At 67.4% G+C, this 14,588-nt stretch carries 8 protein-coding genes; 2 read left to right on the top strand and 6 right to left on the bottom strand.

The genetic code is table 11. The features are described 5' to 3' along the window. Positions 1 to 80 precede the first annotated feature (80 nt). The 6 genes from DB30_RS36375 to DB30_RS36350 form a co-directional block, all read right to left on the bottom strand. The gene (locus DB30_RS36375; RefSeq protein WP_052557937.1) at positions 81 to 3,134 is read right to left on the bottom strand and encodes a VWA domain-containing protein; all 3,054 of its coding nucleotides are present in this window, start codon (positions 3,132 to 3,134) and stop codon (positions 81 to 83) included. Next, a complete protein-coding gene (locus DB30_RS36370) occupies positions 3,131 to 5,146 on the bottom strand; it encodes a vWA domain-containing protein (RefSeq protein WP_052557935.1) in 2,016 nt (671 codons plus the stop codon). The genes DB30_RS36375 and DB30_RS36370 overlap by 4 nt, the downstream gene beginning before the upstream one ends. 10 nt (positions 5,147 to 5,156) lie before the next feature. Further along, the gene (locus DB30_RS36365) at positions 5,157 to 6,113 is read right to left on the bottom strand and encodes a DUF58 domain-containing protein (RefSeq protein ID WP_052557933.1); all 957 of its coding nucleotides are present in this window, start codon (positions 6,111 to 6,113) and stop codon (positions 5,157 to 5,159) included. A 46-nt stretch (positions 6,114 to 6,159) separates the two neighbouring features. Further along, complete coding sequence (locus tag DB30_RS36360; RefSeq protein WP_052557931.1) at positions 6,160 to 7,164, bottom strand: AAA family ATPase; 1,005 nt, start codon at positions 7,162 to 7,164, stop codon at positions 6,160 to 6,162. Positions 7,165 to 7,694: 530 nt separating this feature from the next. After that, complete coding sequence (locus DB30_RS36355) at positions 7,695 to 9,608, bottom strand: hypothetical protein (protein ID WP_052557929.1); 1,914 nt, start codon at positions 9,606 to 9,608, stop codon at positions 7,695 to 7,697. Between the two features lie 17 nt (positions 9,609 to 9,625). Further along, positions 9,626 to 11,023, bottom strand: coding sequence for a hypothetical protein (locus DB30_RS36350; RefSeq protein ID WP_146662226.1), 1,398 nt, complete (start codon positions 11,021 to 11,023; stop codon positions 9,626 to 9,628). A 302-nt stretch (positions 11,024 to 11,325) separates the two neighbouring features. Here DB30_RS36350 and DB30_RS36345 point away from each other — a divergent pair, with 302 nt between their 5' ends. Next, positions 11,326 to 11,856, top strand: coding sequence for a hypothetical protein (locus DB30_RS36345; protein ID WP_052557926.1), 531 nt, complete (start codon positions 11,326 to 11,328; stop codon positions 11,854 to 11,856). Positions 11,857 to 11,950: 94 nt separating this feature from the next. Next, complete coding sequence (locus DB30_RS36340; protein WP_052557924.1) at positions 11,951 to 14,572, top strand: AAA-like domain-containing protein; 2,622 nt, start codon at positions 11,951 to 11,953, stop codon at positions 14,570 to 14,572. Positions 14,573 to 14,588: the final 16 nt, after the last annotated feature.

Genomic DNA, 14,588 nt, shown 5'->3' with positions numbered 1-14,588 from the left:
GCAGCCCGGTGCGCGTTCCCCCATCGGACACCCACCCCCCCGCAAACAACCAATCACCCCCCACCAGCACCCCAAAGGAATCAAACACTAACCTTCCGAACCCCCAAACTAACCCGCCGCAACAACAAATCCACTCCCAACAAAGGCAGCAAAATCCAAACCAACACCAAAGGCCAGAGCGGCTTCGTCCGAGTCCGCCCCATCGCATCCCCCGGCGTAGTCACCACCTCATCAATCCCCCCAGTGGTCGACCCCCGCTCCACCAATCCCGCAAGCCACTCCCCATTCGGCGCCAGCGTCTGCGGCGAGAGCTCCGCCGGATACGGCACGCTCACATGCGAGATAGCCTCCGCCGCCAACCGCGGCGGATTCTGACTATCATCAAACAGCTTCGCCTTCAGCAGCCGCTGCCCAGCCTCGATGTCCCGCACGACCGCCTCGTAGCGCCCCGGCGCCGACAGCTGCAGCACGACCTCGCGCAGCCGCCCATTGTCGACCAGCTCCCCGTCCTCCCCCTTCTCCTCGGGGATCGAGGGATCGATCACCTCGACGCTACCCGACAGATCATTCGCAAACCCCTCGGGTGACTCGACATCCACGACCACCCGCCACGCCCCCGGATCCGCCGCCGGGCTGACCTTGATCTGCGCCCCACCCAGCATTCCAGCGCCCTGCCGCATGGTGTCGCGGGCCAGCTGCGACCACAGCCGCGGAAACCCACTCCAGCCGATCCAGTTGACCGCCCAGCGCGGCTGCGCGTCGCTAGCAAACGCGGCGACGCGCCCCAGCCCCCGGCGCCCACGGACCAGCAGCGGATCCCCAAAGTGGGTCCGCAAGATGACCTCGGCCTGGGCCTTGGGCTTGACCGGCACGATCCCGCGCAAGCCCGGCGCCTGATCGAAGTTGATCCCCCGCAGCATCTGCACGGGCTTGGCCACGCGCGGGTACAGGTTGCGCTCGACCAGCGCGTTGCGCTTCACCTCACGGGCCTCGCGCGAGAAGATCCGCGGGACGTCGGTGCCGTCTTCCGAGAAGAAGTAGCGACCGCGCCCACGCTCGGCCACGCGGACCAAGAAGTCCTTGCCAGCCCCAGCGCCAACCCCGACCGCGGACACGGTGATGTCCGCCTCGCGCATGTCGCCAAGCAGGGCGCTGATCCCATTCTCGGGCGACTCGCCGTCGGACAGCAAGATCACGTGCTTGACCAGCGCCTTCGAGCCGGCGAGCTGCAGGTAGGCCTCGCGCAGGGCCGGCATCGCGTTGGTGCCACCGCCGGCCGTGAGCCGCGAGATCGACGACGAGATGCGCAGCCGGTTGGACGCAGACTGCAGCCGCACCAGCACCTGCGGGGCCGAGTCGAACGCGACCACGCCGATCTCGTCGTGCGGATCCAGAGCCCGAGCGGTCGCGCGCGCCGCCTCTTTGACCAGGTCCAGCCGATCATCGCTGGACATCGACCCCGACTTGTCGATCACCAACACCAGCGCCAGCGTGGGCTGCTCGCGCTGGCGCTCACCCGAGAACCGGACCGGCAAGATCTCCTCGATCGTGCTGCCGCCCCAGCCGCCCACGCCAAAGCTGTTCTCGCCGCCGACCATGATGAAGCCGCCGCCCTGATCTTTGACGTAGCGGACCACGGCGGCCTCTTGCGGGGCGGTGATCCAGCGCGAGGGGATGTCGTGAAACACGACCAGATCGTACTTGCGCAGGCCCTCCGCGCTGCCGGGCAGCTCGTTGGGCGCGATCGTGTCGATGCTGAGATGGCTCGAGCCAAGCGCCCGCGAGAGCGCGGCGGTCGAGTCGGTGCTGACCAACAGCACGCGTGGACGGCCAATCACCTCGCCAACCACGGCGGCCTTGTCGTTGACCGTGCTGCGGTTGTCTTGCTTGGCGATCTCAGCGGTGTCGAGCCGCGCCTCGAACAGCACCGGGCCGGGATCGGTGACCCGCGCGGCCATCTTGATCTGCTGACGACCCGGCCGCAGCTCGATCTCCTGGCTGGGGTCCATCGCGTTGGGCTTGCCGTTCTTGTCGAGCGTGAGCCGGACCTTGCCGGCCGAGGTTGCGACGATGTCGATCGCAACCTCGAAGCTCTGCGACACGCGCAGTTCCTTGGGCAAGTGCACGGCTTCGATCAGCACGTCGCCGCGGATCTTGGCCGGGAAGCTGCGGGTGTGAACGCTGACGCCGCGCTCTTCGAGGTTGATCAGCGCTTGGCCCAGGCCCTCGCGCTCGGTCAGATCGCCGGTCGCGTCGGTGATCAGCACGACGCGGCCCTCGGTGTCGGGGTCGAGCAGCGCCTCGGCCAAGCGCAGGGCCGAGGCGTGATCCGAAGCCAGCGCGTGCTCGGGGTCGCGGGCGATCCGCAGATCATTGGGGTCGATCGCCTGCTCGCCGGATTGCGTGGCCAGCTCGATGACGTTGGCCAGCCCCGCGTAGGTCACCAGCCGCACCCGGGTTCGATCTTCACGCTCGACGCCCGCGGCCTCTTCGTTGCCCGCCAACACCATCGCCTCACGGACCAGGCGCTCGGCGCCCGCGAGCTGCTCGTCGTCGATGCTCTCGGACGCGTCGACGACGAACACGACCGTCTTGCCGCGGATCGGTGACTGCAGGCTTGGCTGGCTCAGGCCCAGCGCGATCGCCATGACCACCAGCAGCCGCAGCAGCACCTGCAGCACGACCTGGAACCAGCGCACGTCGACCAGGGTCCGCGTGGCCATGACGACCAAGAACGGCAGGACCGCCGTTGGCATCAGCCACAGCGCGTGGGGCCGCGCGATCACCAAGCGGTTGTCGCCAGACTCGCTGAGCAGCTGCGCCAGCCACAGCGGCAGATCCAGCTCGAGCGAACCACGCAGCGGGATCAGCCCAAGCAGCACCCGCGCCGCGAGCAAGCCAGCGAGCAGCGCGATGATCGGCAGCGCGAGCGGGTGGTGGATCAGCTCGTTGGTGCGCTTGCCAACCTTGGTCTTGGGCTCCCGCTTGCGCTTGTGGCCCGGTCGCTCGTGCAAGGAGCGGGGGGCCGCGCCGGTGCCCGAGGTCATCGAGGCGGCCGCGCCCGGCGAGATCGGCATGATCCCGCTGGCCTCTGGCGTGCGCGTGCCTGACTTGCCCTTGCCCGCGTCGCTCATACGGTCTTCCTTCGGTGGTAGGTCGCCCACTCGAGCGCGATCAGGGCCACGACCACCAGCATGATCAGCGTCCACAGCGGACCCTCGGTCAGCGGCGCCGGCTCGGGTGGCTCACCCGCGCGGCTGGCCTCGGGCAGCGTGGCTTCATCTAGCAGCGACTCGAGGTTCGAGGCGGCGGCGTTGGCTTGGTTGACCGCGACCTGCACGACCGAGCCCTCGGCCCCGCCGTCTTGGATCGCGATGGTGTAGACCCCAGGCACCAGCGCACGCAGCCGGAACCGCCCGTCTTGGGCCCGAACCCGCAGCGGCTCCGGGGTGACGTCGTCGTTGGGGTCTGGATCTGGCGGCGTCACCTCGAGCAGCGACACATCGGTGCCCGGGATCCCGAAGTCTGCCAGCACCAGCTCGCGGCTGGCCCCGATCGGGATCGCGGCCACGAACCCGGCCTCGCGCATGCCAAAGTAGTCGACCGCGTTGGCGATCAGCAGCGGGAACGCGGTCCGCAGCGGAAGATCCGAGCTGCGTGGATCAAAGCCGATCAGCAGCATCCCGTGCTCGGCCTCGCGCAGCGCGACCATCGGCGCGCCGAGGTGGCTGACCAGCGAGACGTCGCCCGGGGCCAGATCGAAGCTGGTCCCGCGGTGCATGTTGACGTCCTTGAACACGACCCCGGTCAGCAGCGGGTGACCCTTGCGCTGCTCCGACAGCCGCGGCCCCGCGAGATCCGCCAGCTTGGGGATCGGCACGGGCGACTTGTCGAGCCGGTGCGGGTCGAAGATCACCAAGTTGGTGTCGGGCAGCGGATCCGGCAGCGGGTTGTCGGCGATGTCGTAGAACACCACGTTGGCCGTGCTGATCAGCTCGTGGCCCGCGTCGCCCTCGCCCGGCGGCAGCGTTGACAGCCGCACGTAGTCGTCGAGGGTCAGCAGCGCGGCCTCCAAGAACAGATCCGTGCCGTCGGTGACCAGCACGATCTCCATGGGATCGAGGGGCGGGATCACGGCGTAGGCCCGATCGTCGATCGCCGGGCCAAGCGACTTGGCCGACTCGGCGTCGCCGGGCAGCGCGACCAGCTCGGCGACCAAGCGCTCGCGGGCGGCCTCGAGCTTGGGCAGCACCTCGCGCACGCGCGCGCCGGGGGCCAGCTCGAGCTGCTTGCCCCCAACCGGGAGCTCGTCGGCGGTCACGCGCAGCTCGAAGCGCGCGGGGGTCGTGCCCAGGTTTTGGACTTCGATCAGGACCTCGACCTTGTCGCGATCCGAGGGGTAGCGGCGGGCCGCGAACGCCGTGATCGCCACGTTGCCGACCTCGTGTTCAGCGCCGAGCTCGAGCACGTCGCACTGGGCTTCGCCCTCGATCTGCGCACGGCTGGTGCAGCGGCCGACCGCCGCCAGCCCCGGGACGTCCAGGGCGCCGTCGCTCAAGATCAGGATGCGCGCGCCGGGCCGGCCAAACAGGGCGTTGCGGGCCAGCAGCAAGGCCCGCGGCATGTCGGCCTCGCCGGGTCCGACCTGAATGTCTTCGTCGATCGCCCGCAGCAGCGTGCCGGCCTCGCCGGTGATCGGGGCCGGGACCGAGACCTCGCTGCCCGCGGCGATGATCAGCACCCGGTCGGCGGGGCCCAGCGCGTCGACCTCGGCGCGGGCACGCTCGAGCGCGAGCTCGAGGCGGGTGTTGCCTTCTTCGTCGCCGGCCGCGGCCATGCTCGCCGAGGTGTCGATCACGATCGCGGTGGTTGCTGGCTCGCGCAGCCACTCTTCGGGCCGCGGATCACCAAGGGCCAGGCACACCAGTGCCAGCAAGAACAGCTGAAACAGCCACGAGAACAGCCGCCGAAGCTTGCGCCACAGTCGCCGGCTCTCGCTCTCGCGGGTGACCCGATCCCACAGCGCCGCGAACGGCACGATGACCTGGCGCCTGCGCATGCGCAGCAGGTACAGCGTTGTGATCGTGGCGCTGCCGATCGCGAAGATCAGCCCCAGATCCGCCAGCGCCCAGCCTGCGAGGTTCACGAAGCCCCCCTCATCGCAGCACCCCGCCCAGACGGAAGATGCGCAGGACCAGATCTTCGAAGGGCTCGTCGATCGAAGCGCGGAAGAAGGGCATGCCCCGCGACCGGCACTTGTTCTCGAGCTGGGTGCAGAAGCGCTCGTGGGCTTCAGCGTAGGCCTTGAGCAGCGCGGCGCTCAGGGTCACGTCGCGCGAGTTGGCGCCGTCGCCCTCGACGTCGACCAAGGTCACGTCACCGCGCAGGCCGGTGTCGATCGGGTTGGCCTCGATCGGATCCAGGACCTGGATCGCAACGACCTCGTGCTTGCGAAAGCGCAGCATGTTGAGCCCATCGAACGCGCCCTCGAGATCGTAAAAGTCCGACAGCACCACGGTCACGCCGGGCTGTGAGGCCTGCGCGGCGACCCGCTTGCAACCGGCCGCGATGCTGGTTGGGCCGCCGATCTTGGTGTTCTTGAGGAACTCGAACACGCGGAAGATCCGGCCCTTGCCGCGGATCGCAGGCAGCGTCTCGTGGATCGTGCTCGAGAACGCCGTGAGCCCCACGCGGTCGAGCCCCGCGAGCCCCACATAGGCCAGCGCCGCCGCGATCTTTTGGGCGTAGATCAGCTTTTGGCCGTCTTTGGTCAGCATCGAGTCGCTGACGTCGACGACCACGCGCAGCGGCAGATCTTCGTCTTCCTCGAACAGCCGGACCAGGGTCTGGCCAAGCCGCGCGTACACACCCCAGTCGACGGCGCGGATGTCGTCGCCCGGTGAGTACTCGCGGTGATCCGCAAACTCGAGCCCGCTGCCGACCTTCTTGGTCTTGCGCTCGGCTCGCTGGCGGCCGCGGATCAGCCGGCGCGCGACGACCTGCAGCAGCTCGAGCTGGCGCAGGAATTCGTCGTCGAACAAGTCCGAGCGATCGACCTGCTTGGTCTTTTTCTGGTGCCGTCGTCCACGGCCGATGCGTTCGCCTAGCGCCATGATCTGATCAGGTCAGCGGTGTGGTCAGCTTCGGGATCACGTGGGATCAGTCCGGCTTGACCTTGGCGAGCACCTCTTCGAGCACGGCGTCGGTCGACACGCCCTCGGCTTCGCCCTCGAAGTTGAGCAGCACCCGGTGCCGCAGCGCCTGCGGGACCACGGCCTTGACGTCGGGCACCGAGGGGGAGGTGCGTCCCTCGATCGCCGCGCGGACCCGGGCCGCGAGCAGCACCGACTGGGCCCCGCGCGGGCTGCCGCCAAACCGCACGTACTGCTTGACGCCGTCCGTTGCGTTCTTGTCCGTGGGGTGGGTGGCACGCAGGATCCGGACCACGTAGCGGGTCAGGCTGGGCGGCACCGGCATCGCGCGGACCAGCGCCTGCATCTGGACCAGCCGCTCGCCGTTGAGCACGGGCTTGACCGAGCTGGCCTTGCTGCCGGTCGTGCGGTCCAGGATCGCGATGAGCTCTTCTTCGTCGGGAAAGTCGACGTTGATCTTGAACAAGAAGCGATCGAGCTGGGCCTCGGGGAGCGGGTAGGTGCCCTCTTGCTCGAGCGGGTTTTGGGTTGCGAGCACGAAGAAGGGCTTGGGCAGCGGCCGGGTCTGACCGCCCGCGGTGACCTGTTTTTCGGCCATCGCCTCGAGCAGCGCCGACTGGGTCTTGGGCGTCGCGCGGTTGATCTCGTCAGCCAGCACGATGTTGGCGAAGATCGGGCCCGGCTGATACTGCAAGCTGCGACCGCCGCTGCCGTGCTCACCGTCAACGAGGATGGACGTGCCCAAGATGTCGGCCGGCATCAGGTCGGGGGTGAACTGGATCCGGTTGAAGCTCATCGACACCGCCTCGGCGACGGTGCGGATCAACAGGGTCTTGCCGAGCCCCGGCACACCTTCGAGCAGGCCGTGCCCGTTGGAGAGCAGGCAGGTGATCACGCCTTGGATGACCGCGTCCTGGCCGACGATCACGTTCTGGACTTCGTCCACGAGGGTGCGCAGATCCTTGGCGAGGGCCTGCAGTTGGGCGGCGGTGTCTTGATCTGGAGCAGTCATCGGGGGCCGGGGCAGCTTAGCGGTTGTCGAGGTGAGCAGGAAACGTGACGGGCAGCAGTTTTTGGAGATTGTGGGTGGTGCTCACGCCCCTCCAGACCCCCGTGCGCCCCTTTCGCAGCGGCCAGCGCCGATCCACCCAGCCAAACGCATGGCCGGAAGGCCTCGATCACGAGATTTTGTGGAGAGGCGTGGGTGCATGCCGTGGTGCTCGCACGGAGAGTTGTGAGGGAGCCAGGGCCAAACGCGGGACGCAGCGAAGATGTTCTCTCGAAGCGAACGAGAGCCTCCGATGTTCTCTCAAAGCGAACGAGAGCCCCCGGATGTTCCCTCGAAGCGAACGAGAGCCCCCGGATGTTCTCTCGAAGCGAACGAGAGCCCCCTCCCAGGGGGCCACACATGCGACCGAGAACAAACGGCCCCGAGGAGCGAAGCGACCAGACGCGCTAGCGGCTGCAGTCGGCGAAGTGCAGTGCGTCTGTGGGGGTCATGGATACCGGGGTCATGGATACCGGGGTCATGGATATCGGGGTCTATTGAGGCTGTATCATTTGGTAGTAGCGTTTGACGCGGCGCCGGTGGCCCTCGGGCAGCTCCTCGTTGTCCATCGCGCTCTGGGCGAAGCTCTTGTAGTCGCGGTAGACCCGTTTGTAGCTCTCGGTCGCAAAGCCCTCTTGGCTGGCGGTCTCGATCACTTCCGAGCGTGTCTGGCCTTTGCCTTGCTTCGCGTCGACGCGCTCGTTCTTGGTCTTGACGTCGGTGCTGTTGGGGTCGCCTAGAGCGTCGACGCTGCCGTCGCCCATGCCGGGCCCCTGGCCGGCGCCGGGTTGTTGGCCCTGGCCGGGCTGTTGGCCTTGGCCCTCACCTTCGCCCTCGCCCTCGCCCTCGCCCTGACCCTCTTGGCCCTCGCCCATCATGACGCCGTCGGGGTTGTCGCCGACTTCGCCCTCCGTGAGCATGGTGGCGGGCTTGCCGTCTTGGCCTTTTTGGCCCTTGGCGGCCTTCTGGAAGTTCTTCTGTTGCTGCTTGCGGCGGTTCTGGGACTCGCCGTTCTGGCCGGACCGCTGCACGAAGGACTTGGCCTGATCCATGGCGTCGCGGACCTCGCCCATCTGTTTTTGCTGGCGCGACTGCTTGCTGGCTTGGCCGGCGCCCTTGCTGAGCTTTTGCTGGGCGTCCTTGCGCTTCTCTTGGGCGCCGCCGGACTGGCTGTTGCCCTGGGATTGGCGCGAGAGCTCTTTGAGCTGCTCGAGCTTCTCGCGGGCGGCCTTCTCACGATCCGCCTGGCGCTGCAGCTCTTCGAGGCGCTCTTTCTTGCGCTCGAGCGCGCGCTCTTGCTCTTCGGGATCCTCGGCGGGGTTCTTTTGTTGGCGGCTGAGCTCGCGCTCGGCCTCTTCCATGGCTTTTTCGGTGCCGGTGTTCTCTTTGGCGGTGCGGGCGAGCGAGCGCTCCATCTCTTTCAAGGCTTTGTCGAGCTCTTCTTTGAGATCCCCGCCCTCGGCCTCGGCCTTGTCCATGAGCTCTTGCAGCTCTTTTTCGACCTCTTCGGCGTCGGACTTGGCGAGCGCTTCGGCGACCTCGCGCATGACGTCGTGCTCGCGCAGATCCTCGGCGAGCTCGCGCATGCCCTCGGCCATGAGCCATGGATCTTCTTCGAGCTCCTCTTCGAGCTTGGTCTCGGCGTCGAGCAGCTGCTCGTCGAGCTCGGCGAGCTTTTGCAGGGCCTGCTTTTGATCGACCTCGCCGGCCTCGAGATCCGAGAGCACACCCAGCAGCTCGTTCGAGATCCGGGCGATCTCTTCTTCCTTGCTGGCTTCGAGCTTGCGCAGCTCTTCGCGCAGGGGCTCGGCGCGGGTCATGTCGAGGCCGCGGTCGGCGTCTTCGGTGTCGAGCTCGGGTACCTCGGGGCCGGTGGTCAGCCGCTCGTTGGGCTGCTCGGGCTCCCGTTGGGGGAGCAACAGCGCGGCCAGCAGCAGCGACAGCGCGAGGCCGTCGAGCAGGCGCGGGCGCGGGAACATGAACTGAACGACCGGCTTGGCGGCGAGTCCGCTGACGCTCTTGGCTCCGGCTTGGATCGCCAGCTCGGCCATCTCGCGCGTGCGTGGATCGTCTTGGGGGATCTTGGCGGACTGCTCGGCGAACTCGATCGCGTTGCCGAGTTGATCGTGGAGCCGGTAGTGGGCGTCGACGCGGCGCGCGGTGGCCCGCAGCGAGTGGCGGCGAATCGCGACGAAGGCCAGGACCACGGGGATCGGCGCGACCGCGGCCAGGGTCCAGTCCATGGGCGTCATCAGCAGCCGGGCGGAGATGACGGCTGCCGCGGCGATCATCAAGCCCGCCGGGAGCGCGACCCGAACGGTGAGCTCGAGCGCTCGCGCGGCCCGCTCGCGCCGTTGGACGCGGGACAGCAGGCTGTAGATGGGGCGAAGTTCGGGGCGCTTGCTCATGGTCGTGCCTGCTCCGGTCAGTTGCGCTTGCCGGCCTTGCCCACGCTGAACGCCTTGGACGCGGCCTTGGCCAGGGCGGCGTCGCGGCCTTCGCTGTCGGGCGCGCCGGGCAGCGACAGGGCGTCCTGGTGGGTCGCGTAGATGATCTGGTCGCGGGTGCGGACCAGCAGGTGCGCGTCTGGCTTGTGCTTTTCTAGGTAGTCGCGGAACACGGGCTCGAACTGCTGGGCTTCGGCCACGCTGTCCCAGGCGATCACGCCGACCAACAACGGGGCTGGCGCCAAGTTGGTCTTGCGCTCGAGCGCGACGAAGCGATCGCCGCCCCACCCGGCGGCGGCCTTGCGCGCAGTGAACGGCGACGCGACGTCGGCCAGCATGGCGACCAGGCTGGCCTCGCCCAGCTCGTCTTCGAACACGACCTCGTGATCGGTGGCGAGATCCAGCAGCACTTGGGTGTCGATCTTCACGCTGCGAGCCGGCTCGCGGGCGGCGAGCTTGTCGGCGTGGAGCATCTGCTCGGTCGTGGTGGGGAGCTGGGCATAGAGCGCGTCGACGGCGGGCCAGCCCTCGCTGCGGGCCAGCTCGATCACGCTGCGGGTCCCGTCGGTGTAGGGCATTTGCAGCATCCGGGCGAGGGTAGGGTAGGGGATGCCCATGCCGTCTTGGATCTGCAGGACCATGTCCGCCTGGGTTGCGAGCAGATCGTCGCCGATGCTGCCGATGCCCTCGCTGCCGGTCATCCAGGCCAGATACGAGGCCTGCGCGTCGCCTTCGATCAGGAAGGTTCGGGCGGTGTCGAGGTCACTGCGGCCCTTGTTCATGTGGTTGAGGGCCTCGAGGTCGAAGTGCATGTCCTGCAGGCCATGCGCGCCCTCGTGGCCGACCACCATACCTAGCGCGCCGCGGTCGACGTAGTCGCCGATCAGCAGGACCTTGCGCTTGGGGTCGTAGATGCCGAGGATCCCAAACTCCAGCAGATCCAGCAGGACTTGCTCGCCGTCGCTGCCAACCGGCACGACCCCCAGCGAAGCCTGGACCCGGCCGGTCACGCGGATCTCGTCGGCGGTCATCTCTTCATGCATGACCTCGCGGACGAACGCGCGCACGCCCTCCTTGCTGATTAGCTCCACCGCGAACTCTCCTTTGACCGGGAGCCCACGGGAGCTGGCGACCTCTTGGATGATCCGCCGGGCGGAGGCGTCGACCTTGGCCTGCGACTCGGCGCGGGCGCGGGCATCCAGGGCAGCGTCGGCATCCGGGCGGCGAACGTCTGAAGCCGGATCTTCTTCCACGGCGTGGTCGGAGCCGGTGTTCGCGTTCGTGGGCCCGGCGCCGGGGCTGGGGTGGCACGCGGCGAGCCCCAGGCTGGCAACGAGAGTCGCAACGAGGGCCGGGAGCGATGTGCGTACCTTCACCGCGGACGAGCTTAGCAGCCTCGCGTGGCTTGGACCTAAGCAGCCGAGATCACTTGGAATTGGGGGTGTTTGGCCCCAGTCGCCCCGACTCGACACGTGCTCGGCTTCGCCTGCGCGCGCGTCGACACCCTCGCTTCGCTCGGGCCCTCGGTCGGGCCGACTGGGGAACGAGGTCACGCTCAAATCACAGGTGACGGCGAGCCGGGCATGAACGGGTCGGACGCGAGGACGGCGAGGTCAGCGTCCACGAGTGGAACGGGAGCGGGCTCGACCTCGTGGGGGACGCTGAGACTCCTCCGAAAGTGAGCTCGCCGCTACGGGTCGTCAGGGGTGAATTCGACGACGAGCCGGCGCTCGACCTCATCGCGTCCAAGACGGGCGAGTGGGCGACGCTGTACCATCTCGACTTGGCCGGCGTGCTCGGCCAGCGAAACGATCTACTGGTTGTGCAGGACTATTTGGGAGGCGCGACGACGCATGAACGCCGGACGGTGGCACAGTTCGAATTCGGCGCGGTCGTTGGTCGCCCAGTGGATGTGAACAGAGATGGTGTCGTCGATCTGCCGAATCGGAGAAACGACGGGTACCGGGTCGGCGCTCAGTCGAACTCGGGCCGCGGAGGCGGCAGCCCGCCCAGCCAGCCGATCTTTCGACCCATTTTCGAGCGGCGTCAGAGTGTTTTCAGCTCGGGCGAGGGCTTCTCGCCCGCTTGCGGACGCTTTCGTAGACTGGTTCACCCTGGGCAGCGAACTCATCGCTTCGTCATACTGGGGATAGCGGGCAAAACCCAGCGCGTCGCACTGCGGCAACGCGGGCAAGTCATGGCTGATTGACCGGGTGAGTGATTGCGGTTCTCGTTGAGCCGAGTTGGAGCCCATGATAGCCTGAGTCACCGGGGCTACAGCCCGGACCGAACCAGATAGACACATGCACGGGGGCTTTCGTCACGGTGATATCCTGCTCGACAAGTACCGGGTTGAGCACACGCTCGGTCAAGGCGGGATGGGGACGGTCGTGGCTGCGCGTCACGTCGACCTCGATGAATTGTTCGCAATCAAAATCCTGCGGACCGGCATCGCTCACAGCCGTCACATGATGAGTCGCTTTGTCCGCGAAGCGAGGTCGGCCGCCCACTTGCGCAGCCCCCATGTCGTCCGGGTCTACGACGTCGGTAGCTTGCCGGATGGTGCTCCCTACATGGTCATGGAGCACCTGCGTGGCTGCGACCTATCGGTGCTCGTCAAGCGTCATGGGGCCCTGCCCTACCGCCAGGCTTGCAGGCTCGTGGCCCAGGCGTGCGACGCGGTGGGCGACGCCCACGGGCTCGGCATGGTCCATCGCGACATCAAGCTGGCCAACTTGTTCTTGACCCATCTGCGCGATGGCCAGCCCTGCCTGAAGGTTCTCGACTTCGGCATCTCGAAGCACCTCGATTCAATCGACGATCTGACCACTTCGGGCGCCCTGCTCGGCTCGCCTCGTTACATGTCGCCAGAGCAGATTCGGGACGCGAAGCAGGTCGACGCGCAGACCGACATCTGGGCCCTCGGTGTGGTGCTCTACGACCTCATCACCGGGAGCGCGCCCTTCGACGGCACCAATCTCCCGGAGGTGTTTCAGGCCGTTCTCGAGCAGGAGCCTCCGCCACCGAGCCGGGTCGTCGCCAACATCCCGGCGGCGCTCGATCTGCTGATCATGCGCTGCCTCGCCAAACGGCCGCACGACCGGCATGCAGGGGCCGAAGCTCTCGCGGCGGCCCTCGAACCATTCACCGCTACCGACGAGCCATGGCCCTGCCAATATCACACGATCGCGCAGGAGCACGAGCGCGAGTCGGGTCCGCCAACGGCCACCATGCCGACGGACCCGAGTCCGAGCGAGCGCCAGCCTTCGGCGGTCGCCGGTCAACATGATCATGCTGAGCATGCTGAGCATGCTGTCGACCCAACCCGCTACTCCAGGCCTTCCGCGGCCATGCGCGCGGACCACAACCCACCAAATCGGTCGCAACCTCAGCCGCCTGCGACCCAGAGCGCGGCGGGGCAGCCCACTGTATTCATCAGCTATCACGCGGACGCCAGCGACGAGCTCGCCCTCGCGCGGGGCCTGCACACGATGCTTGGCGCGGTAGGGATGCGTCCGTTGCTCGCCGAGGATGTCGGCGCGACCGGTGAACGGGTCGGGCGAATCTCGCATGCGCTCGAGAGCTGCGACCTGTTTGTCGTTTGCGTGGGCAAGCGGGGGGCCGTCAGTGAGTTGGTCCCCGCCGAGCTCGCAACGATGGAGCTCCTTGGTGAACGAGCGGCGGGTCCACCCAAGCTCTTGTGCGTGCGCATCCGGCTGCCACCGGGCAACGCCGAGCCACAAGAGATCCCAGGGCTTGGCGAGGCACTCGAGCACGCCGAGCATGTCGACTGGACGGGCCCCGAAGACACGGCCGCGGTGCTCCGCGCAATCGTCGAGCGAGCCGGCCACTTAGCGTCGGTGACGAGCCCAAATGGCCGTGTCGGCGTGGTCCCGGCTGCGACCCGAGTTGCGCCGGACTTGGAGCTCCCCGACGGCATCGTCCGGGCGAGTTCGCGTCTTTATGTTTCACGGCCCGGACTCGACGATCGCTGCCTGGCCGAGATCGTCAAGCCTGGCGCGCTGATTCGGGTCAAGGGGCCGCGCGGCAGCGGTAAGACCTCGCTGATGACCCGTGTGCTCGACCACGCCGCGAGCGAAGACATGCGGGTCGTCACCGTCGACCTCCAGCTCGTCGACACCAAGATCCTCTCGAGCCTCGAGCGCTTCCTCAAGTGGTTTTGTGCGATCGTCACGCGCCGGCTCAGGCTGTCGCGGGTCGAGGACTCCTGGGACAGTGTGTTCGGGGCCAAGGATAATTGTACGGCCTATTTCGAAGACCATGTCCTTGGCGAAGGGGACCCCTTGGTCTTGGCGATCAACCAAGTCGATCGACTGTTCGACGTTCCGAACATCGCCGAGGAATTCTTGATGTTGCTGCGCGCCTGGCACGAGATGGCCAAGACCCAGCCACCGTGGGACCAGCTGCGTCTGCTGTTGAGCTATTCGACAGAGATGTACCTGCCGATGGACATCAACCACTCCCCCTTTAACGTTGGTCTGGCGGCGCCCATGGCCGACTGGGACGTCACGCTGGTCCTCGATCTCGCCCGGCGCCATGGCCTGCAATGGGGCGAGGCGGAGGTCGGCAAGCTCATGGCGCTCGTCGGCGGGCACCCCCACTTGATCCGCATCGCCCTGTATCACATCGCCGACCGTGGCACGAGCCTCGACGAGATCTTTGCGACGGCGGCGACCGAGCAGGGCCTGTTCGCCGATCATCTCAAAGCATTGCTCTGGCAGCTGCAACAGCAGCCGAGCTTGGCCGAGGCCAGCGCAAAGGTGATGGCTTCCAGCGAGCCGGTTCGGCTCGCGACCGAGCTCGCGTTCAAGCTCGTCAGCCTTGGGGTGGTTCGCATGGTCCGGGACGAGGTTGTGCCTGGGCGAGCGCTCTACCGCCGCTATCTCACCGAGCGTCTCGCGTGACAAACTGAGCGGCGCA

Source organism: Enhygromyxa salina, assembly GCF_000737335.2.
Classification (GTDB): Bacteria; Myxococcota_A; Polyangia; order Nannocystales; family Nannocystaceae; genus Plesiocystis; species Plesiocystis salina_C.
This window is presented reverse-complemented; position numbering and strand designations above follow the sequence as displayed.